Raw genomic sequence first — 22,438 nt, forward strand, 5'->3', positions numbered from 1 at the left:
AAAAGAAATATTACAAATTGATTACAGTTAATTGTTTCCCCACTTCAATAGAAATAAACCCTTAGGCACTGAATATTTCCCGGGAAATAGTAAAACATTGCCGATTTGCCATAGGAACGGCCTGCATCCGCATTACCATGGCAAATCGGCCATGCTAAAACAGGTACGGCAATTGCCTAGACCATGCCGAAATTTCCAAAAAGAAGTTAGAAACGGACGTCCCGATGACAATGCTCAAAAATATGTATAAGATCTGGGCCTGCAATACATGGTGTTTAGCTATCCATTTATCGAACATCACAGCCCGCAATGCATAAAATGAAACGCCGGTGAAAAAGATATGGCTGATGATTGAAATCAATGCTTGCTGTCCGATGTATAATTCCACTCTGCACTCTCCTTTCGTCTCATATCGTATTTGTTGAAACCCCTGCTGTTAGTATAGCTGAAATTATTTCATATGGCATAAAACTTCATGAGTTTTTCGTGAAATCTTGCCCATAATCCAATAAAAAAGACGGACGGAAGCGAATCGCTTCCGTCCGTCCCATTTTATTAAATGTTACCCTCATAAACGTTGATACGATTCATCGCACGTTTTAACGCCAATTCCGCGCGTTTGTAGTCGATCTCATCTTTTCTTGCCTGAAGAAGTGCTTCAGCACGTTTTGCAGATTCCTGCGCACGTGCCAAGTCGATCTCAGTCGCAGTTTCTGCTGATTGAGCAAGAATCGTCACTTTTTCAGGGCGGATTTCAAGGAACCCACCGCTTACAGCGACCAATTCCGTCGAGTTTTCTTTCTTTAATCGGACTGCGCCGATTCCAAGAGGAGCTACTGTCGGAATGTGACCAGGCAAAACGCCCATCTCACCGGTTGCTGTAACTGCAATCACCATAGAAACTTCTGAATCGTATACTGGGCCGTCGGGAGTGACAATATTGACTGTAATGGTCTTCATTTTTTTCCCTCCTGGTCCCTGATTTTAGACTTGTACGCCCATGCCTTTGGCTTTTTCGATAACTTCTTCGATGCGGCCGACTAGGCGGAAAGCATCTTCCGGAAGATGATCGTATTTGCCTGCAAGGATTTCCTGGAAGCCTTTGATCGTTTCCTGAACTGGAACATACGAGCCTTTTTGGCCAGTGAACTGTTCAGCAACGTGGAAGTTTTGAGACAAGAAGTTTTGGACGCGGCGTGCACGGTTAACCGTCAGCTTGTCCTCATCGCTCAATTCGTCCATACCAAGGATCGCAATGATATCCTGAAGCTCTCTATAACGCTGCAAAGTTTCTTGAACCTGACGTGAAACACCATAGTGTTCCGCGCCGACGATTTCAGGAGACAATGCGCGGGAAGTAGAAGCAAGTGGATCCACCGCTGGATAGATACCCATCTCAGAAAGTTTACGCTCAAGGTTAGTTGTTGCATCAAGGTGGGCAAACGTTGTTGCCGGAGCCGGATCCGTATAGTCATCGGCTGGAACATAGATTGCCTGGATCGATGTTACAGAACCAGCGCTAGTTGTTGTGATACGCTCTTGCAATTGACCCATTTCAGTCGCAAGTGTCGGCTGGTAACCAACCGCTGATGGCATACGGCCAAGAAGGGCGGATACTTCAGAACCTGCTTGCGTGAAGCGGAAAATGTTATCGATGAACAAAAGAACGTCTGCGCCTTGCTCATCACGGAAGTATTCAGCCATAGTCAAACCTGTCAAAGCAACACGCATACGTGCGCCAGGCGGCTCGTTCATCTGGCCGAAGACCATTGAAGTTTTCTTGATAACGCCGGATTCGCTCATCTCGTGGAACAAGTCGTTTCCTTCGCGCGTACGCTCGCCAACACCAGCGAATACAGAAAGACCGCCGTGTTCTTGTGCGATGTTGTTGATCAATTCCTGGATCAAAACAGTTTTACCTACACCGGCACCACCGAAGAGGCCGATTTTACCGCCTTTGATGTAAGGGGCAAGCAAGTCAACAACTTTGATACCAGTTTCAAGAATTTCAACTTCAGTGGAAAGGTGCTCAAACGTAGGAGCTGAACGGTGAATCGGGTCGCGGCGTTCTGATGCCGGGATTTCCTCACCCAAGTCGATTACTTCACCAAGTACGTTGAATACTCGGCCAAGTGTAACATCTCCGACAGGAACAGAAATTGCTCTGCCCAAATCGGTTACTGCTGAACCGCGCTGCAATCCGTCAGTGGATTCCATTGCGATGGTACGAACTGTGTCGTCGCCAAGGTGCAAAGCTACTTCAAGAGTCAAAGTAGTTTGAGCTTGATTGGGACGATCAATATTAACGGTTAGGGCGTTGTAGATCGCTGGAAGTTGGCCATTGGAAAACTTAACGTCTACAACCGGACCCATAACCTGAAGAACGTGTCCTGTGTTCATGCTGTTCCCTCCTGTCTTACTTTTATTGAACCTATTTAAAGCTCGTCGGGCCTAAACGGCCGTCTTCGCTTTTCTTTGTGTCTAGTCTCCGGAAGCCAGATTCTCGGGTCATAAGCCAACTTCCCTGTGCGGCAGAAAGCGCCGCTTCGGGAATTCGTCTTATGCCTGTCGAATCTAAACGGCTTCCTTCGCTTTTCTTACTCTAACGCTGCAGCTCCGCCGACGATTTCTGTGATTTCCTGAGTGATCGCAGCTTGGCGTGCACGGTTGTAGACAAGCGTCAGATCGCCGATCAATTCTGATGCGTTGTCGGTTGCGCTCTTCATTGCTGTCATGGAAGCAGCATGCTCACTTGCTTTGCCGTCCAGCAAGGCTCCAAAGATCAAGCTTTCCGCGTATTGTGGAAGAAGAACTTCCAGAATCGCTTCTGCTGATGGGTCGAACTCGTAAGAAGCAGTCGATCCTGTTGGCTGAATGTCAGTCAACGGCAGCACTTTCTTTTCGGTAACCTCCTGGGAGATGGCAGAAACATAATGGTTATAGTACATATAAACTTCGTCATACGTACCATCTGCGAACATACCAACAGCTTTGCGCGTTATTTCCTTGATATCCGCAAACGCTGGGTGGTCCGGAAGCCCGATTGAACTTTCGATGATGTTATAGCCTTTCTTCGCAAAGAAGTCACGGCCTTTCCGCCCGACGCTGAGGATAACAAATTCGTCGCTTGACGTGTGGCGCTCATTGATTTTAGCCATGACAGTACGCAAGATGTTACTGTTATAGCCGCCAACAAGGCCACGGTCAGAGGTAATGACCAAATATGCCGTTTTCTTAACAGGGCGTGCCATCATCATAGGATTCGACACGTCGCTGGAACCGGCTGCGATCGAAGCGACCACATCCTGGATCTTTTCCATATATGGAACGAAAGCTTTAGCGCTCATTTCTGCTTTGTTCAATTTAGAAGCGGAAACCATCTGCATCGCTTTCGTGATTTGGCTTGTTTTCTTGGTTGACGTAATTCGTGTTTTTATATCGCGTAAAGATGCCACTGGTATTTCACCACCTTGTTATTTTTTCTTCCGATCCTGCCAGGGAGCTTATTCTGATTTCGCGAATGTGTGCTTGAATTCGTTGATTGCTGCACCGAATTCGTCGTCAGATGGCAATCCCTGAGTTGAGCGGATGGTATCCAAAACGTTTGTGTGGTTTGTATCCAACCAGCTAGTCAATTCAGCTTCGAAACGAGTGATGTCTTGTACAGGAATATCGTCGAGGAATCCACGAGTCAATGCGTAGAAGATAACAACTTGTTTTTCAACTTTAATCGGGCTGTTCAAGTCCTGCTTGAGAACTTCAACTGTACGTTTACCGCGCTCAAGTTTTGCAGCTGTCGCTGGGTCAAGATCTGAACCGAATTGGGAGAATGACTCCAATTCACGGTAGGCTGCCAAGTCAAGACGCAATGTACCGGCAACTTTCTTCATCGCTTTGATCTGAGCTGAACCACCTACACGGGATACAGAAAGACCTGCGTTGATCGCTGGGCGAACACCGGCGAAGAATAGATCCGATTGAAGGAAGATCTGGCCATCCGTAATCGAGATTACGTTTGTTGGGATATATGAGGAAATATCGCCTGCTTGCGTTTCAACGAACGGCAATGCAGTGATCGATCCTGATCCGAGTGATTCGTTCAACTTCGCTGCGCGCTCAAGAAGGCGTGAGTGAAGATAGAAAACGTCACCTGGGTAAGCTTCACGGCCTGGAGGACGACGAAGCAAGAGTGAAAGTTCACGGTAAGCGGAAGCTTGTTTTGTCAAATCATCATAGACGATCAAAACGTGCTTGCCATCGAACATGAAGTCTTCAGCCATTGTAATACCAGCGTAAGGAGCTAGGTATAGAAGTGGCGCTGGTTGAGAAGCAGACGCTGTAACAACGATCGTGTAGTCAAGCGCACCGTTTTTGCGGAACGTCTCAACAACGTTACGGACAGTCGACTCTTTTTGGCCGATTGCTACGTAAATACAGATCATGTCTTGGTCGCCTTGGTTCAAGATCGTGTCGATTGCGACAGACGTTTTACCAGTCTGGCGGTCACCGATGATCAATTCGCGCTGCCCACGGCCGATTGGCACAAGAGCATCGATTGCTTTAATACCCGTTTGAAGCGGTTCGTGCACGGATTTACGTGCCATAACGCCTTGTGCTGGGCTTTCAATAGGACGGGATTTAGTCGTGTTGATCGGTCCAAGGCCATCAACTGGCTGTCCTAGTGGATTTACTACGCGTCCGATAAGTTCTTGTCCTACCGGTACTTCCATAATACGGCCAGTTCGACGTACTTCATCGCCTTCTTTGATGTCTGAGAATGGCCCAAGGATGATGATACCAACGTTGTTGGCTTCCAAGTTTTGTGCCATACCCATTACACCATTAGAGAATTCTACAAGTTCTCCAGCCATGATGTTGTCGAGGCCATGAGCGCGAGCGATACCGTCACCAATTGTGATGACTGTACCGACTTCGTCAACTTTCATCTCTGATTGATAGTTTTCAATCTGTTGCTTAATCAGATTGCTGATTTCTTCAGCTTTGATGCTCATGTATTTCACCCTCTCATAATTTCATAAATTAGCCGATCAATTGACGTTGCAGGCGGGCAAGTTTCGTGCTGACGCTGCTATCAAAGATGCGGTTTCCGATTTGAAGGCGCAATCCACCAATCAACGATGGGTCGATTACGTTTTCAATCCGTAAAGAATTCTTGCCGATGCTTTTCGCGAAAGCGGTGGAAAGAGATGCCGTTTCTTCTTCCGTCAATGGACGGGTTGAATAAACTGTTGCATCCTCGATTCCCTGCTCTTCGTTCGAAAGCTTGATATATGCTTGTGTCATATCACTGATTTCGTTCATGCGTCTGCGATCACCCAACATCTGAAGTGTATTCAAGACGTATGTGTTAACGCCCTGAAATACTTCGTTGATGAGGTTTGTGCGCTTTTCAGATGAAAGTTTCGGTGACACGATCAATTGGTAAAGTTCAGGAGTCAACTTGAAAACTTTACGTACTTCACGGAGATCCTGTTCGATTTCCAAAGTCACATTGTGTTCTTTGGCTACCTGGAATAATGCCGATGCGTAGCGCTCAGCGACTTGGCTCATTGCACTTCGCCTGCCTTCGCAATCGTTTCGTTAATCAACTGACGGTTGTCTTCCTCAGAGATTTCCTTGTCCAATACTCTCGTAGCTGCCAACAAGGACAGAGCCACAACTTCTTCACGTACTGCTGCGATCGCTTTTTCGCGCTCGTTAGCAATTTCTGCCACTGCGGATTCTTTCATGCGGGCAGATTCAGCACGCGCTGTCGTAATGATTTCCTCACGAGAAACTTCGCCTTGTTTCTTGGCATTTTCAACGATTTCCTGCGCCTGGTTGCGGGCATCCTTCAAAAGGTTGCGCTGCTCATCAAGCATTTGCTGTGATTCCTGACGGCTTTTTTCTGCAGTTTCGATCTCACTTGCGATCAGATCTTCACGCTGCTGCATAACGCCCATCAATGGACCCCACGCAAATTTCTTCAACAGGGCCATTAGGAGCAAAAAGATGACCAATGTTGCGATGATGTCTCCAATATTCAAAAACTCCCCGGTTGCACCGAGTACGAGGTGATCAAAAAACACGATTGTTTCACTCCCTTCAAGAGCCTAAAATACTTTTTCTTCTATTATATATACTGCTTAAAATCGTTAGATGTGCTGTCGAAATCCAAAATGCATCATACAAGCATAAATGGCGAAAAACATGCCGGAGCATTCTCGCCATTTAGCTTTTCAGTAATAAATTGCTTTGTCTAGCTCCGCTTTACACGATGTCTAGACTTCAACGGCCAACTCCTCGGGTCATAAGACAGCCCAGCTACGCGGCTCTCGCCACTGCGCTGGTCTGTCTTATGCCGGTCGGAGCTGAACGGCCGTTTCCGCTTTTCTTTATTAACGGTTCATTACGATGAACGCGATAACTACGGCGATGATCGGCAATGCCTCGACCAAAGCTACACCGATGAACATTGTTGTTTGAAGAACGCCGCGTGCTTCTGGCTGGCGAGCGATACCTTCAACTGTTTTTGAAACGATAAGTCCGTTACCGATACCTGCACCTAGTGCTGCTAATCCTACTGCAATTGCTGCTGCTAATAAACCCATTTTAAAATGTCCTCCTCAGGATAATTGTTTTTTTTGTTTTGCCCGAAGGCAGTTTATACTCAATGGTCTTCGCTGACTTTATGCGATAAATAAACCATCGTTAACATAACGAAAATGAACGCTTGGATAGCCCCGATAAAGATCGAGAATCCTTGCCATGCCATCATCGGCAAGATTGCACCGACGAATCCGAAGATACTTGCTGAAGCAAGCCCTGCCAACAACGTAAGCAAGATCTCACCAGCGTAGATGTTACCGTAAAGACGCAGACCGAGTGTCAGCGTATTTGCGAATTCCTCAATGATTTTAAGCGGGAACAAGAACGGCATCGGTTTCAGGAAATCTGAACTGTAGCCTTTCAAGCCTTTCAGCTTAATACCATAATAATGGCTCAAGATGATGATTGTTGCAGCCAATGTCATTGTCACGACTGGATCCGCTGTTGGTGATTTCCACCAAAGGTCTCCGTTGACGACAACAGCAAATGGGAGCCCGAGCATGTTCGAAACGAAGATGAACATGATCAGCGTAATTCCAAGAATATGGAATCGTCCGCCATCCCGCCAGTCCATATTGCTTTTAATGATTCCTTTGACAAAGTCCATTACCCATTCCATGAAGTTCTGCATGCCTGTTGGCTTCAGCTTCAAGTTGCGGGTAGCGAAGAATGCGATAAGGAAAACAATAAGAGCGGCTACAAGCAGCATCATAACGTTCGATAGGTTGAACCAGATTCCGAACACCTCGAGCATTGGAGCGCCATGATCCACGATAAATTCACCTCTCTTTCCACTTTCTTTAATGGTGTTTCATGTGATAAACGATCCGCTCCACCAAAAGGAGACCATAAGGGATCATCAACCCGATTACCGCACTGACCAAGTGTATATGCTCAGCGAACAAAATAGCGATCGCCACAACGGCTACACCTGATGCGAACCGTAATGCCGTTCCGAGAGAACGGACTTTCGAGCCTTCTTCCACCGCCCGGTCGAATTTTTCCATTCTCCGGACCAGGATCCACATATTATAAATGCCGAACAGAGATCCGACGATTAGGCCTGCGAACACTTCCGGATAAGGAGTGACTCCCCACCCTAAAACGAACACGGCGAGGATGAAATACATCAGCCTCTTTAATCTTTTATAGATCTCTTGAAGTCCATCCATTTTTTACATGTCTCCTGATTCGAATTTTCGGACGGTCTGAAGCATCGCCCAAACCCCGGCACTCAGGCCGACGAGCAAGCAGATGATCAAAAAGAGCGGGGCGGTTCCGAATTGCTCATCAAGCCACATCCCTGTAAAGACTCCGATTAGTACGGACCCGACAAGTTGTGAGAGAATGACGGAATAAATCGCCATTGCTTGTAAGGGACTTTTTTTCGGGTGCATGATAAACCCCTCGAAATTCATAATGATTTGACATTCACGCCCATAAAAAGAGCAGTCGCATCTGGCTTTCAATAGCACATCCATTATGTATGAAAACCCTCTCATGCAGACCCTTTGTAAGCATACAATAGGGGTAAAATCATGTCAATTACATGTAGTGAAAAACTTCACAAGCAAAAACCCGCCGACATATGATTGACAAATTTGTTACAAGAAAAGCGGAAGTGGCCGTTTTGCCTCGACAGGCGCAAGACGGGTTCCCGAAGCGGCGCTTTTCAGCCGCACAGGGAAATTGGCTTGCGACCCGAGAGGCAGGCCGCTGACGCTAGACAATAAGAAAAGCGGAGGCAGCCGTTTAGACCCGACAAGCACAAGACGATTTGCTGACGCGGCGCCTTTTGCCGCATAAGCAAAGTGGCTTGTGACCTCGAGGGTCTGGCTGCCGAAGCTAGACACCAAGAAAAGCGAGAGCGCCTGATGGCGGAAGCTAAGCTAAGTGCGCGACGTCCTGTCGCAACGCTTAGCTGACCCACATCCTGTGGCCCTCCGACAGGCATAAGACGGATCAGCAATGCGGCGCTCTTTGCCGCAATGCTGGAACGGCTTATGACCCGAGGAGCTAGGCGCGCTTGCGCTAGACACAAAGAAAAGCGGAGGCAGCCAAGTAGAGGCTAAGCTAACCCATATCCAATGAACCCTCTACTCCCCTTCTCCCTACAACTCGCCGAAATACTTGTGCAAAGCTTCCACGATTCGCTGAGATGCTTTTCCGTCGCCATATGGATTCGATGCTTGCGACATCGCTTCATATGCAGCCGCATCCGTCAGCAATTCCTTGCCGAGGCGGTAGATCGTTTCTTCGTCCGTTCCGGCAAGTTTCAACGTGCCGGCATCGATGCCTTCCGGCCGTTCCGTTGTATCGCGCAACACCAAAACTGGCTTGCCGAGAGATGGCGCTTCTTCCTGCACCCCGCCCGAATCGGTCAGGATGAAATAAGACTGGGCTGCGAAGTTATGGAAATCCAATACTTCGAGCGGCTCGATCAAGTGGATGCGCGGGTCGCGCCCAAGCACTTCGTCTGCCACTTCGCGAACAGCTGGATTCATGTGGACCGGATAGACTACTTGGATATCCTCATGCTCTTCGGTCAAGCGCTTGATCGCACGGAACATATTGCGCATCGGTTCGCCGAGGTTTTCACGGCGATGCGCGGTCAATAGGATCATGCGGTCGCTGCCGATTTTATCGAGCACCGGGTGATGGTAATTATCACGTACCGTCGTCTGCAAGGCATCGATCGCCGTATTGCCCGTAATATAGATGGTTTCTTCTTTTTTATTCTCATCACGCAGATTCTGTGCAGACTTCTCGGTCGGCGCAAAATGGATGTCCGCCATGACGCCTGTCAATTGACGGTTCATCTCTTCCGGGAAAGGAGAGTACTTATTGTGGGTCCGAAGCCCGGCTTCTACGTGCCCGATTGAGATTTGATTGTACAAAGCAGCTAAACTTGCCGCGAATGTCGTTGTCGTATCTCCATGTACCAGCACGATATCCGGTTTCGCTTCTTTCATCACATCATCCAGGCCTTGCATAGCCCGCACCGTGACATCACTCAAGGTTTGGCGGTCTTTCATGATGTTCAAATCAAAATCGGGGGTGATGCCGAATGTTTCGAGCACTTGGTCAAGCATTTGGCGATGCTGTGCGGTCACAGTCACAAGCGGTTCGATCGTTTCTGGGTGCTTCTGCAGTTCCAGCACAAGAGGCGCCATTTTAATCGCTTCCGGACGTGTGCCGAAAATCGTCATCACTTTCCATTTTTTCGTCACTTCTGATCAACCCGCTTTCTTATTTTGTTCCGAACAAGCGATCTCCGGCATCGCCGAGGCCAGGCACGATATAGCCTTTCTCGTTGAGCTTTTCATCGAGTGCTGCGATATAGATGTCGACATCCGGATGTGCTTTTTGCAAAGCTTCCACACCTTCTGGAGCTGCGATGATGCACATGAACTTGATTTTCGTCGCACCGCGTTTTTTCAACGAGTTGACCGCTTCAATCGCGGAGCCGCCTGTCGCGAGCATCGGATCAACGACGATCAATTCGCGTTCAGAGACATCGGAAGGCATTTTGAAATAATATTCCACTGGCTGTAAAGTTTCCGGGTCGCGGTACAAGCCGATATGGCCGACCTTGGCCGCTGGAATCAATTTCAAGACGCCGTCAACCATTCCAATTCCTGCACGCAAAATCGGCACGATGCCTAATTTCTTTCCGGCCAAGACGTTTGATTTGGCAACTTGCACCGGCGTTTCCACATCGATTTCCTGAAGCGGAAGCTCACGCGTAATTTCAAAGGCCATTAAAGTTGAAATCTCATCAACCAATTCACGGAATTCTTTTGTTCCAGTCGATTTGTCACGGATATACGTCAGTTTATGCTGAATCAGCGGATGGTCAAAAACGAATACTTTTCCCACAGTGTATCTCTCCTTTTTCATACATTTTCCTAAACAGTATAACAGAAAACGAAAAGGTTTAGAGCTTCACCCCTGCATTAGAATTATTCAGTCAACTTCCATAGGCAAAATAAAAACCGGGGACAAGTACCCCGGTTAAAGCAGATGCGCTTCATCAAGCGGCATCGGCCGATGGAACAAAAAGCCTTGGGCGATCGTGCAGCCCATCTCAAGCAATTGCGTTCGGTCGTTTTCTGTCTCGACGCCTTCCGCCACTGCCCGCAGCCCTAGATTATCTGCCAATTGGATGATGGTCCGGATGACAGCGCGCGTCCCGTGTTCTTCCATATTGGACACAAAGGAACGGTCGATCTTAATTTCTTCAACAGGCAGCTTCTGGAGATAGCTGAGTGACGAATAGCCGGTTCCGAAATCGTCGATCGAGGTCGCAAAACCGTATTTTTTCAACTGATCGAATACTGTGCCTGCCGTATCGATATCGACGACGCCGATGCGCTCGGTAATCTCGAGCTGAATCCATTTCGGATCAACGCCGAATTTTTTCGTTTCGTCCACCAGGTGGGGCACGAAGGAGTGGTGGAAGAAATGTTCAGCCGAAATATTGATCGCCACTTGGCGCAGCTCCAGCTCCTGCTCCTGGCGTTTTTTCAGCCAAGCCAAGACTTGCTCGATGACATGCTGCTCAAGCTGGCGGATCTTGCCGTTCTTCTCTGCGGCAGGAATGAAGATAGCAGGCGAAATATCCCCGAGTTCTGGCGACTTCCAGCGAGCAAGTGCCTCAAAACCGAGAATATCACGGCTTTCGAGCGCCACTTTCGGCTGCAGGAAGACACTGATCTCTTTTCGTTTAAGTGCCGCAGTCAATGCATTGGCAACGCGTAAATCGCGCATCATTACTTCATCTTGTTCATTTTCAAAATAGCAGACCGCCTCACCGACACGTTCTTTCGCCTTCGATAACGCACTATCAGCGCAGCGGACCAATTCTTCCGCGTTCTGCTGTGCAGGCGTGACAATCGCCACGCCGACTTTGACTGTCAAAAATAAATCCATTTCGCCGATTGATACCGGCTCCCGCAGGCTGCTTAAAATATCTTCCAGAAATTCAGGCGCCCGTGTCAGCGGGATGGTGCTGTAGAGCGACAATCTCGAATCGGAAAAGCGCGCAACCAATTTTTCCCCAGCGCCTCCTGCCAGCACGAGACGGCGGCCGAGTTCACGGCATAAGTCATTGCCTGCACGGTGGCCGTATTGATCGCTGATTTTAATGAATTCGTCAGCCGAGATAAAAGCGACAAAGCCTTCTTTCCCGTCCTTCAACAACTCTTTTAGTTCGGTGCGGAAATAATGGCGGTTCGGCAGCCCCGATTCCTCGTCAATATAAGCAAGGCGAAGGATTTCCTCCTGTTGGCGCGAAAACTTCACCGCCAATGAAACGATCGACGCGATTTCCTCCATAAAGACTAAATCTTTTTCCGACGGCTTATAGACAGCTGGAAAATAAATCCCGAATGTGCCGATCGCTTCTTCCTTGCCGTTAAAAATCGGCACCGACCAAATTGCTTTAATCCCGAACCGGTCGAGGACATTTTGTTGGCCGCTGAGAAGCGCATCCTGTGCTACGTCTTCTACTATGACCGGTTGCTGGCGCAGATAAGCCGCGCCACAAGGGCTCAGATCAGTGGATACTTCCAAACCGCGCATTCCGACTGTGAATTCATCCGGCATCGATTTCGCCGCCCCCACTTGGAAACGCTTCGCCTCGTCCACCAACAGAACAGTGCAGCGTACACCGTCGAGGAAAAACGATTCAGCCGTTTCACAGATGTTCTGCAGCAGCATTCCGAGCACATGCCCTTTTTCAATGCCTTTGTATGTTTCTTTCTGCAAATCAATCAAAGTCTCCGCACGCCGGCGGTCACTGATATCCCGTTGGAGCATTAAGATATAACGCAGTGATTTTTCCGGGAACGCCAAAGGTTGCACCGTGATTTCATTCCAGAAAGGCGTTCCGTCTTTTCTGTAATTGACGATTTCAAAAATGCCAGGCTGGGCGGATGCCGTTGCTTCACGGATTTGGCTGCCGGTATTGGCATCGGTTTTCGTGCCATGGAGGAATTTACCGTTTCTTCCGATAACTTCCTCTTCGGTATAACCAGTCATTTCAAAAAACGCTTCATTCGCATAGGCAATGGGGTGTTCGGAAATTTCCGGGTTCACGACGACAAAACTCGTGTGGAATTCGATCCCGAGACGGCGCAGCCAATCTATGATCACTTTCCGGTCTTCCTGGATTTCATATTGATGCATACGCGTCCCTCCCAGTTTTTCTCATTATGTATGGTGAAAAAAAGCCGCCAATGCATGCGGCGGCTTTATTCATTTCTATATTCATCTAAATAGCCAGCTGCTTATTTATACAAAGGATGGGTAGCTGTTAATTTCGCTGTACGGTCAGCCGCTTCCTTCTTCACAGCTTCGTCTTCCGGATTTTTCAAGAGAAGCGCCATGATCGAAGCGATTTCCTTCATTTCTTCTTCTTTGAAGCCACGGGATGTGACAGCTGCTGTTCCGAGACGGATGCCGGATGTGACGAATGGGCTTTCCGGATCGAACGGGATGGTGTTTTTATTGGTCGTGATGCCGACTTCATCCAACACATGTTCCGCGACTTTCCCCGTCAAGTTGAGTGAACGGAGATCAAGCAGCAACAAGTGGTTATCTGTCCCGCCGGAAACGATGTTGACGCCTTCAGCTGTTAAGCTATCAGCCAAGACGTTCGCATTCTTGACAACCTGGTCGATGTAATCGGTGAACTCAGGCTGCTGGGCTTCGCCGAATGCGACAGCTTTTGCTGCGATAACGTGCATCAACGGGCCGCCCTGGATGCCCGGGAAAATGATTTTATCAATTTTCTTCGCAAATTCTTCTTTGCAAAGAATCAAGCCGCCGCGAGGGCCGCGCAATGTTTTATGGGTAGTGGAAGTAACAAAATGTGCATGAGGCACTGGATTCGGATGTGCACCGGTTGCGACAAGCCCTGCGATATGCGCCATGTCGACCATCAAGTATGCACCGACTTCATCAGCGATTTCACGGAATTTCGCGAAATCCAATGTGCGGGAATAGGCACTTGCGCCGGCAACGATCATTTTCGGCTTGTGCTCAAGAGCTGCCTGGCGAACTGCTTCGTAATCGAGCAATTGCGTATCTTTATCGACGCCGTATTCGACGAAATTATACTGCATGCCGCTGAAGTTGACTTTGCTGCCGTGTGTCAAATGCCCGCCGTGGTTCAAGTTCATGCCAAGGACTGTATCGCCTTGTTCAAGCATCGCTGTGTACACAGCCATGTTCGCCTGTGAACCGGAGTGAGGCTGGACGTTTGCATGCTCTGCGCCAAAAATTTCTTTCAAGCGGTCGCGTGCGATATTTTCCACTACATCTACAAATTCACAACCGCCGTAATAGCGTTTGCCCGGATAGCCTTCGGCGTATTTATTGGTCAACACGGACCCTTGTGCATCCATAACTGCCTGGGATACAAAGTTTTCCGATGCGATCAATTCGATATTCGCTTCTTGGCGTTCTTTTTCCGCGTTCATTGCTTCATATACTGCCTGATCCTGCGCCTTAATCAATTCCATCTGTCTTTCCCTCCCGTGATTGAAGAACCTGGCGATCATAGCTCGCACGGACGCCGCCGATCAATTTCGGCCGTGTCGTCGCACTTGATACGATCGCTTCCCCTATTAGTTTAACAGAAGTCCGCACCGGAACGGCGACTCTTTTTAAATGCATGCCGATCATCGTCTGCCCGATGTCCACTCCGGCGTGGGCAGCAATTTCCTCGACGACGACCGGGTCACTCATATTCATGAAGGCGTAAGCACTCATCGACCCGCCGGCTTTTGCTACCGGCACTACCGATACCGGCTCCAAACCGTAGCGTTCGGCAGCTGCCCGCTCAATGGTCAGCGCGCGGTTAATATGCTCACAGCCTTGAAACGCCAGAAACAATCCATGCCGTTCCGCAAACACGCGCAGCGGTTCGAACAGGCTTTCCGCAATATCAAGCCCGCCGCCTGTGCCGATGCGCTCGCCGGCCACTTCAGAAGTCGAACAGCCCACGACGAATAATTGGCCTTCCTTGAATGCAATCTGTTGCTCCAATTCGCTGAGAACCTCTTCAAGCTGCAACTGCCATAAGCTTTGCATGCTTCCTCCTCCTTAGTTTTCGAGTGCGCTGATTTTTTGTACGCGGTTTTCGTGGCGGCCGCCTTCAAAATCAGTCGTCAGCCATGTTTTCGCAATTTCTTTCGCAAGTCCCGGCCCGATGACACGCTCGCCCATCGCCAAGACATTCGAATCGTTATGCTCACGCGTCGCTTTCGCGCTGAATACATCGTGGACAAGCGCGCAGCGGATGCCTTTTACTTTATTGGCGGAAATCGACATGCCGATCCCTGTCCCGCAAATCAAAATGCCTTTATCAAATTCTCCGCTGGCGACACCTTCCGCTACCGGTTGTGCATAATCCGGGTAGTCGACAGAGTCGTCCGTTTGCGGACCGAAGTCTTTGTATTCGATGCCCAGCTCGTTCAATAGGTTGACAATCTCCTTGCGCAGATTATTGCCGCCGTGGTCTGATGAAATTGCTATTCTCATGATTAACCCTCTTTTCGTTTTCATTTAGCGGACAGTTCTTAAATCAGCGCCGCCGCTTTTATTTAATTCTAACATTTTTGAACAGTTCCATGTTACTTCCTCATGCCTGCTTTCTGCAACTGAAATACTCGCGTCCGGCAATCGAAAAGAGCTGTCCTGAAGCACATGCATTTATGCTCTTGGACAGCTCTTTCCAATTACTTGATGTCTAATTGCTTTGCCATCTTGTCGATCAATTGTTCCAGCTCTTGATAAGTCTTGCGGTAATCAGCCAAGGAACCGCCATATGGATCGCTGACATCGCCAGTCGAACCTTCCGCAAATTCCTTCACCGTGTGCAACTTTGTCGCTACTTCGGGATAGTATTGCATGAGCGTCATCTTGTGCGAATAAGTCATCGTCAAGATCAGCTCCGCCCATTCCACATCACGCGGGTCCAGCGGCTTCGAGATATGCTTAAATTCAATGGACTGTTCGTTCAGAACTTTACGCGCATTGCCTGACAGCGGTGCTTGCCCCGCATAGATTCCTGCAGAGCGGGCTTCCATGCCTTCAATGTTACGAGTGTGCACAATCGCTTCCGCCATCGGGCTGCGGCACGTATTTCCCGTGCAGACGAATAAAATCTTCATCCAATCCCCCCTTGTCCAAGCTTCTGTGTCACCATCTTTTGCGTTCAGTGAACTCTCCAGATAGCGTGTGTCTACCTACTATTATACCGCATTTTATCAAGCTATTGTATGGATGCGGATTGGGCTGGAAGGTGTAGCAGTCATTGTGGATAGCTGAACTTGAGAGTGAAATGGATTGTTCATTGATCTTTTTCTTCGCTAAGGAATCGCCTCCCGCTTTGGGCTGGCCTCCCGCAATGAATGGGCGAAAGGGAGTTGAGCCAATTCATTGGCGACGCATCTGCTCACAGATGTGGGAGCAACGGTTTTTCTGAGATGCTTGAGCATAGCGAAAGTTGAGCACGGGTTTGTGCGCGGTTCGGCTTTTAGATTTCATCGGATGTTACGTCCGAAGACGTGTCACTATATTAATTGTTTTCATCTGCTGGTGGGGACGTTTAGCTAGGCTTGATAGTTATGAAGTTGCCGTGGCTATTCAATTTGAACTTACAAAGCTGAACAAAACTATTCAAACTAATTCCAGTGCCAGATACATTTGATTTACTTTCTAAACCTAGAGATGGAGCGGAAAGGGGCCGACGCCTGAGGGACCGCGCGGGCTGGCGAGACAAATGTGCCGCGTTCTTTGCGTCACATTGGCTCAACACCCGCCCCTCGGCAAGCGTGCCTCTTGTAGCGGAATCTCTTCCACTAACAGCTCCACTATCCATCTTCAAAATGGCGACGTCCTGTCACATCAGCTGCATGACTCGCATCCCGCGAGCCCCAAACGTGCCCCTTACAGCGGAATCTCACCCCACTCCCTAAATTTCAAATAACAAAAAACCACTGGGAAATTTCCCAGTGGTTTTGCATACTGTCATCTAATTCATTTGCTTGAGTCAGCTGAACCATTTATGGTCCGCTGCTTTTTCCAGGCGGTTCATCAGGGCAGCGTCTTCATTTTCCGGCAATACACAGGCCAAGATCAAATCAGCATCCGTTTGGTCGCATCTGCGCAGGCTGTCGTATAACTTATCCACAGCGAGCGGGAAGCAATAATCCGCTGTCTCGAAATCTTCGCGGCTCAGCACCGCGATTTTTTTCTTCTTGCCATGGATATGGTCGATCGCCTTTTCGATGAGCTTGCTATTGTGCTCAATCAAATAAAGCGGCGCTTGTGGAGCGTAATGGGCATATTTCATGCCAGGAGATTTCGGGGTATTGCCTTTTGTCTCGGAAGACAAGCGGACAGTCCCGATCACTTCTTCCAATTGTTCTTTCGTTACTTGGCCTGGGCGCAGGATAACAGGCGGTGCACTCGTCATATCGAGCACCGTCGATTCGATGCCGACCTGTGTCGGCCCGCCGTCCAAAATGAGGGGAATCTTGCCGTTCATATCGAAATAGACATGCTCAGCCAAAGTCGGGCTCGGTTTTCCGCTCGTGTTGGCGCTCGGCGCTGCTACCGGCTGCTTCAAGCGCTTCAATAAGTTCAACGCTGCCGGATGGTTTGGCACACGGATGCCTACCGTCGGCAAGCCGGCTGTTACATTAGAGGCAAATGTATCCGGTTTCGCCTGCATGATCAAAGTCAGTGCCCCTGGCCAAAAAGCATCCATGCATTGCAAAGCTTTTTCGGGAACATCTTCGACATACTCTAAGGCGGTCTCTTTGGAATCCACGTGAACAATCAATGGATTGTCGGTTGGGCGGCCTTTCGCTTCGAAGATTTTATCGACAGCGGTCGCGTTCATCGCATCCGCGCCGAGGCCATAAACGGTTTCGGTCGGAAATGCGACAACTTCCCCCCCACGGATATAATCCACAGCTTGTGCATAACTTTCGTCATTGTTCACATGTTCATCCACAAGAATTGTTTTTGTTTCCACCTAAACATCTCCAGTACAATAAGGTTTTGGCGACAATATCCACATTTTGTGGATAACACCCCTTAATATCAGGTGATTTGTGCACAACTTACTCTAAAATACAAAATACCATGCGGTCGTGTTTGTTGATATCTTTTTTGCAATAGACACGCGCATCAGGCAAGGCTTTCTGGAACAATTCCGTTACGGCAGCTCCTTGGCTGCTGCCGATTTCAAGCGCGATGATGCCCGGGCGGCTGATCAATTCCGGCACTTGCTCTGCCAAAGTTTCATAAGCCGCAAGTCCGTTGCTGTCTGCGAATAAAGCTTCATGCGGTTCGAATTCGCGAACCGTATCAGACAACCCCGGTGCTTCATGATGAGCGATGTACGGCGGGTTGGACAAGATAATATCCCATTTTCTTCCCGCAAGCGGCGCTGCCAGATCCCCTTTTGCGAAATGGACATCTGCGTTCAAAGTTTCAGCATTGCGTTCAGCCATAAACAAAGCTTCTTCCGAAATATCCGTCGCCATCACTTCCGCTTCGGGCAATTCGCATTTCACAGTGATTGCAATGACTCCACTTCCTGTTCCGATATCCGCTGCCTGCACTTCTTCCGTGCCGAATAGCTCGCGCTTCAGCTTCAAAGTTTCTTCAATCAGCTCTTCTGTTTCTGGGCGTGGAATGAGGACGGCTGGAGATACTTGGAAGGTTCTGCCGTAAAATTGTTCAACGCCCGTCAAATGTTGGACGGGTACGCCTTCAACCAATTCTTCGACATTGGACCAATAGGCTTCAAATTGGCGCTCTTCGATTTTATCGCGCATCGCCGCGACCAAACCGGAGTAATCCACTCCGAGTTCATGCTGCAACAGGATGCGGGCCGGTGTTTCTTCACGGCCGTATTGCTTTAAATAGCTTGTCGCTTGCTCCAAGGCTTCATAGACGAATTCCACTGTCGTTAAGGTTTCAACTTTGTTCATTGTTTAAGCTCTCCATCCTCGTTGATTGTTCATCGATCACCAGGGCGTCAACAATTTCATCCATCTTGCCTTGCAGGATTTGATCCAGCTTCTGGATGGTCAATCCGATGCGATGGTCCGTCACTCGGTTTTGCGGGAAGTTATAAGTGCGGATGCGCTCTGAACGGTCACCTGTACCGACAGCGGATTTACGTACGGAATCATATTCAGCTTGTGCTTCTTGCTGAAACTTTTCATAAACTCGGGCGCGCAAAACTTTCATGGCACTCGCTTTATTCTTGATCTGGGATTTTTCATCTTGGCACGTGACGACAATATTCGTCGGTAAATGCGTCAAGCGCACTGCCGACATGGTCGTATTGACCGATTGTCCCCCCGCTCCTGAAGATGCATAGGTATCGACGCGGATATCGTTATCGTGAATATCAACTTCGACTTCTTCTACTTCCGGCAAACATGCAACCGTCGCTGTCGAAGTATGGATGCGTCCCCCGGATTCGGTTTCAGGAACACGCTGCACACGGTGGGCGCCGTTTTCGTATTTCAGTTTGGAATAAGCGCCTTTTCCGGTCACCATAAAGACCAATTCCTTAAATCCGCCAATTTCTGTTTGGTTCGAGTCCATAATCTGGACTTTCCACCCATTGGCTTCAGCAAAACGGGAATACATCTTGAACAAATCGCCTGCGAACAAGGCTGCTTCATCGCCGCCTGCTGCCCCGCGGATTTCCATGATAACGTTTTTGTCATCGTTCGGATCTTTTGGAATCAACAGGATATGGAGACGTTCTTCCAATTCTTTTGAACGCCCTTCAAGTTCTGCAACTTCTTCTTTGACCATTTCACGCATATCGGCGTCCATCTTTTCCTCAAACATGGCTTTAGAATCGGCCAATTGCGTCTGGACGTCTTTGTATTCACGATAGGTTTCTACAGTTTCCTGCAAATCGGATTGTTCTTTGGAGTAATCGCGCAGCTTATTCGTATCGCTGACAATATCCGGGTCACTCAACATTTCGTTGAGACGGTCGTATCTGTCTTCGACAGACTGTAAACGGTCAAACATTGTTTTCACCTCTAGTTTCTTCTATATAAAGTCGATAACTCTGTGCATAAGATTTCATTGTTTACGATATTTCGCGAAATAGCTGGCTTTCCGGGGGGCTTGCACTGAACTAATTCGGGCTAGACACCCGAATGGATTTCAGTACTTCGCTGCTCCCCCAGGAGTCTGCGCTATTTCGCTTCATATCTTTTCTCAAAAAATACAATAAAAATTTAAGTCCATTGATTTCTTAAGGTCTGTGATTTGTTTATATAAACGCTTCTTCAAACTAATTGGTGCTTTTATTCTGTAACCGTAACACCGGCTGGGACTTCGTGGTGATGGCGGCAGCGCGGCTCGTAGGCTTCTGAAGCGCCGACTAGGATGATCGGATCATCCGAACCGGCAGGCTTGCCGTCGATCAGGCGCTGTGTGCGGCTTGCGGGAGATCCACAAACTGTGCAGACGGCCTGCAATTTGGTCACTTGCTCCGCGATCGACAACAAGGATGGCATCGGACCGAACGGCACGCCACGGAAATCCTGGTCGAGGCCTGCGACAATTACGCGGAAGCCGTGATCGGCCAATTTTTGCACATGGTCGACGATTTCCATATCAAAGAATTGCGCTTCATCGATGGCGATGATATCAAATTCGTCAGTTATATATTCTTTCATCTCACCGGAATGCCCGATCGGCAGCGCGATGACCGTAGTTCCGTTATGGGAGACAACCGCTTCCTCGCTATAGCGGTTATCCAATTTCGGCTTGAATACCGCAATTTTCTGCTTGGCGAATTGCGCGCGGCGGATGCGGCGGATCAGCTCTTCGGATTTTCCGGAAAACATGCTTCCACAGATCAACTCAACCCATCCGGTCTGTTTCATGACGTACATAGTGGAGACCCCTTTCAAACATTTGCTGTTAATATCATACCAAAAATGGTGGGTGTGCCTATCATTTTTCTGCTATGTAATTGATTTTTTCCGTTCCTTGACGAAAAAAAATACCCATCCGGCGTTTTCGCGACGGACGGGTATAATAGTGACTTAGTTGTTGATTTCTTCTTTGAGGCCGTATTTTTTGTTGAAACGGTCTACGCGGCCATCTGCAGCTGCGAATTTTTGGCGTCCAGTATAGAATGGATGACATTCTGAGCAAAGCTCAACGTTGATGTTTTCCTTTACTGAACCTGTTTCGAATGAGTTGCCGCATGAGCAAGTCACTGTTGCTTTTTTGTACTCTGGGTGAATACCTGTTTTCATAATATTTTCTCCTCCCGCCCTGAACCATCTGGAACAGAGTTTAATCTATTTTGCCTATTGCCTTACACGGCTCGTTAGGCCGTATATGCAATAGTACTGTTTTGTTTCACTCTTATAATCATATCAAAACTTATGGGATTTTGCAAGCAATCAAATCGTCTTTCGCGGAGCGCGTGATGATTTGCCGTCTCTCGGCAATTGCCCGAAAAACTCTTCATTGGTCTTCGAATGGCTGAGCTTTTTCATGAAACGCTCGGTAAAGTCCGGCGAATCCGAAAAGGTTTTGCGGATAGTCCATAGTTTATCAAGTTGTTCCGGATCCATCAACAATTCTTCCTTGCGTGTGCCTGAACGGCGAATGTCGAGTGCCGGGAAAATGCGGCGTTCGGCCAAGCTGCGGTCGAGATGCAGCTCCATATTGCCCGTGCCTTTAAACTCTTCGTAGATCACTTCATCCATGCGCGATCCGGTATCGACAAGTGCTGTCGCGAGAATCGTCAAGCTGCCGCCTTCTTCGATATTGCGTGCAGCCCCGAAAAAGCGTTTCGGGCGGTGGAATGCAGCTGGGTCGATCCCGCCGGAAAGCGTGCGGCCGCTTGGTGGAATAACCAGATTATACGCTCGCGCCAGTCGCGTGATCGAATCCATCAAGATGACGACATCACGCTTGTGCTCGACAAGGCGCATGGCGCGTTCGAGAACCAGTTCGGCTACTTTGACGTGGTTTTCAGGAACTTCATCGAAAGTCGAAGACACTACATCAGCGTCGACCGAGCGTTCGATATCCGTCACTTCTTCCGGCCGTTCATCGATCAGCAGCACAATCAGTTCCGCTTCCGGATGGTTGGTCGTTACGGCATTGGCGATTTCCTTTAACAGCATCGTTTTTCCGGCTTTTGGCGGTGCGACGATCAAGCCGCGCTGGCCAAAGCCGACCGGGGACACAAGATCCATGATGCGTGTGGATAAATGTTCCGGCCCCGTTTCAAGGCGGATATGGCGATCCGGATACAAGGGCGTCAAGCCCGGGAAATGGACGCGTTCTTTTGCGACTTCCGGGTCTTCACCGTTGACGGCTTCTACTTGAAGCAACCCGAAATAGCGTTCATTTTCTTTTGGCGGACGGACTTTTCCGGATACTTTGTCGCCGTTTCTAAGGTCGAATCGGCGGATTTGGGAAGCGGAAATGTAAATATCCTGCGAACTCGGTGAATAATTGATCGGGCGGAGGAACCCGAAGCCTTCCGATTGGATGATTTCCAGGACACCTTCCATGAAAAAGAAGCCTTCCTGTTCCGCACGGGTTTTCAAAATGGCGAAAATCAATTCTTTTTTCGTCAGTTTGCTGTAATTGTTCAGCTTGTATTCTTTTGCCAGGTTATAAAGCTCTTTGAGCGTCATATTTTCCAATGCAGAAATTGTCATCGTTGCCATCTAGTTGGACACCACACTTATCATTAGTTTCAGAATTTCTGGGGAATTTCTCTTGTTCTGGAGTCATTAAA

General features: G+C 48.6%; 24 protein-coding genes. All 24 read right to left on the reverse strand.

Annotated elements, in window-relative coordinates; genetic code table 11:
• Positions 1-154 precede the first annotated feature (154 nt).
• The 24 genes from DFR62_RS04725 to rho all read right to left on the reverse strand — a co-directional run bounded on the left by DFR62_RS04725 (position 155) and on the right by rho (position 22,367).
• Entirely contained in the window at positions 155-388 is a 234-nt protein-coding gene (locus tag DFR62_RS04725; protein WP_058382972.1) for a DUF1146 family protein, read from the reverse strand.
• 167 nt (positions 389-555) lie between these two features.
• Positions 556-960 (reverse strand): F0F1 ATP synthase subunit epsilon, encoded by a 405-nt coding sequence (locus DFR62_RS04730; RefSeq protein WP_058382971.1) that lies wholly within the window; start codon positions 958-960, stop codon positions 556-558.
• Positions 961-984: 24 nt separating this feature from the next.
• Positions 985-2,400: a F0F1 ATP synthase subunit beta gene (gene atpD / locus DFR62_RS04735; RefSeq protein WP_058382970.1), complete on the reverse strand. Its 1,416-nt coding sequence runs from the start codon at positions 2,398-2,400 to the stop codon at positions 985-987.
• Between the two features lie 197 nt (positions 2,401-2,597).
• Positions 2,598-3,455: an ATP synthase F1 subunit gamma gene (gene atpG / locus DFR62_RS04740; protein ID WP_121298332.1), complete on the reverse strand. Its 858-nt coding sequence runs from the start codon at positions 3,453-3,455 to the stop codon at positions 2,598-2,600.
• A gap of 48 nt (positions 3,456-3,503) precedes the next feature.
• A complete protein-coding gene (atpA, locus tag DFR62_RS04745) occupies positions 3,504-5,012 on the reverse strand; it encodes a F0F1 ATP synthase subunit alpha (protein ID WP_121298334.1) in 1,509 nt (502 codons plus the stop codon).
• A gap of 28 nt (positions 5,013-5,040) precedes the next feature.
• Positions 5,041-5,571: a F0F1 ATP synthase subunit delta gene (locus DFR62_RS04750; RefSeq protein WP_121298336.1), complete on the reverse strand. Its 531-nt coding sequence runs from the start codon at positions 5,569-5,571 to the stop codon at positions 5,041-5,043.
• Positions 5,568-6,089 (reverse strand): F0F1 ATP synthase subunit B, encoded by a 522-nt coding sequence (gene atpF, locus DFR62_RS04755; protein WP_101191263.1) that lies wholly within the window; start codon positions 6,087-6,089, stop codon positions 5,568-5,570. Before atpF ends, DFR62_RS04750 begins: the two co-directional genes overlap by 4 nt.
• Before the next feature lie 309 nt (positions 6,090-6,398).
• Positions 6,399-6,611, reverse strand: a complete 213-nt coding sequence (gene atpE / locus DFR62_RS04760; RefSeq protein ID WP_008433003.1) for a F0F1 ATP synthase subunit C — start codon at positions 6,609-6,611, stop codon at positions 6,399-6,401.
• A gap of 59 nt (positions 6,612-6,670) precedes the next feature.
• The gene (gene atpB, locus DFR62_RS04765; RefSeq protein ID WP_112230475.1) at positions 6,671-7,381 is read right to left on the reverse strand and encodes a F0F1 ATP synthase subunit A; all 711 of its coding nucleotides are present in this window, start codon (positions 7,379-7,381) and stop codon (positions 6,671-6,673) included.
• 28 nt (positions 7,382-7,409) lie between these two features.
• Positions 7,410-7,781, reverse strand: coding sequence for an ATP synthase subunit I (locus DFR62_RS04770; protein ID WP_121298338.1), 372 nt, complete (start codon positions 7,779-7,781; stop codon positions 7,410-7,412).
• A 3-nt stretch (positions 7,782-7,784) separates the two neighbouring features.
• On the reverse strand, positions 7,785-8,006 hold the full coding sequence (locus DFR62_RS04775) for an AtpZ/AtpI family protein (RefSeq protein ID WP_058382963.1): 222 nt from the start codon (positions 8,004-8,006) through the stop codon (positions 7,785-7,787).
• Positions 8,007-8,720: 714 nt separating this feature from the next.
• A complete protein-coding gene (gene wecB, locus DFR62_RS04780; RefSeq protein WP_121298341.1) occupies positions 8,721-9,839 on the reverse strand; it encodes a non-hydrolyzing UDP-N-acetylglucosamine 2-epimerase in 1,119 nt (372 codons plus the stop codon).
• A 19-nt stretch (positions 9,840-9,858) separates the two neighbouring features.
• Positions 9,859-10,488 carry a uracil phosphoribosyltransferase gene (gene upp, locus DFR62_RS04785; protein WP_058382961.1) on the reverse strand — a complete coding sequence of 210 codons (630 nt, stop codon included), beginning with the start codon at positions 10,486-10,488 and terminating at the stop codon, positions 9,859-9,861.
• Between the two features lie 135 nt (positions 10,489-10,623).
• Positions 10,624-12,798, reverse strand: coding sequence for a bifunctional diguanylate cyclase/phosphodiesterase (locus tag DFR62_RS04790; RefSeq protein WP_121298343.1), 2,175 nt, complete (start codon positions 12,796-12,798; stop codon positions 10,624-10,626).
• Positions 12,799-12,899: 101 nt separating this feature from the next.
• Positions 12,900-14,135: a serine hydroxymethyltransferase gene (glyA, locus tag DFR62_RS04795; RefSeq protein WP_121298344.1), complete on the reverse strand. Its 1,236-nt coding sequence runs from the start codon at positions 14,133-14,135 to the stop codon at positions 12,900-12,902.
• Entirely contained in the window at positions 14,122-14,706 is a 585-nt protein-coding gene (locus DFR62_RS04800; protein WP_058382958.1) for a TIGR01440 family protein, read from the reverse strand. Before DFR62_RS04800 ends, glyA begins: the two co-directional genes overlap by 14 nt.
• Before the next feature lie 12 nt (positions 14,707-14,718).
• Positions 14,719-15,156 carry a ribose 5-phosphate isomerase B gene (gene rpiB / locus DFR62_RS04805; RefSeq protein ID WP_058382957.1) on the reverse strand — a complete coding sequence of 146 codons (438 nt, stop codon included), beginning with the start codon at positions 15,154-15,156 and terminating at the stop codon, positions 14,719-14,721.
• Between the two features lie 197 nt (positions 15,157-15,353).
• Positions 15,354-15,788 carry a low molecular weight protein arginine phosphatase gene (locus DFR62_RS04810; protein ID WP_121298346.1) on the reverse strand — a complete coding sequence of 145 codons (435 nt, stop codon included), beginning with the start codon at positions 15,786-15,788 and terminating at the stop codon, positions 15,354-15,356.
• Between the two features lie 881 nt (positions 15,789-16,669).
• Positions 16,670-17,659, reverse strand: a complete 990-nt coding sequence (locus DFR62_RS04815) for an L-threonylcarbamoyladenylate synthase (RefSeq protein ID WP_121298348.1) — start codon at positions 17,657-17,659, stop codon at positions 16,670-16,672.
• 88 nt (positions 17,660-17,747) lie between these two features.
• Positions 17,748-18,623, reverse strand: coding sequence for a peptide chain release factor N(5)-glutamine methyltransferase (gene prmC / locus DFR62_RS04820; protein WP_121298350.1), 876 nt, complete (start codon positions 18,621-18,623; stop codon positions 17,748-17,750).
• The gene (prfA, locus tag DFR62_RS04825; protein WP_121298352.1) at positions 18,610-19,689 is read right to left on the reverse strand and encodes a peptide chain release factor 1; all 1,080 of its coding nucleotides are present in this window, start codon (positions 19,687-19,689) and stop codon (positions 18,610-18,612) included. Before prfA ends, prmC begins: the two co-directional genes overlap by 14 nt.
• 281 nt (positions 19,690-19,970) lie before the next feature.
• Positions 19,971-20,564 carry a thymidine kinase gene (locus DFR62_RS04830; RefSeq protein ID WP_058382952.1) on the reverse strand — a complete coding sequence of 198 codons (594 nt, stop codon included), beginning with the start codon at positions 20,562-20,564 and terminating at the stop codon, positions 19,971-19,973.
• A gap of 153 nt (positions 20,565-20,717) precedes the next feature.
• Positions 20,718-20,933, reverse strand: a complete 216-nt coding sequence (gene rpmE / locus DFR62_RS04835) for a 50S ribosomal protein L31 (RefSeq protein WP_058382951.1) — start codon at positions 20,931-20,933, stop codon at positions 20,718-20,720.
• Positions 20,934-21,083: 150 nt separating this feature from the next.
• Positions 21,084-22,367: a transcription termination factor Rho gene (gene rho, locus DFR62_RS04840; RefSeq protein ID WP_058382950.1), complete on the reverse strand. Its 1,284-nt coding sequence runs from the start codon at positions 22,365-22,367 to the stop codon at positions 21,084-21,086.
• Between the last annotated feature and the right edge of the window lie 71 nt (positions 22,368-22,438).

The organism is Planococcus citreus (assembly GCF_003664125.1).
Classification (GTDB): Bacteria; Bacillota; Bacilli; order Bacillales_A; family Planococcaceae; genus Planococcus; species Planococcus citreus.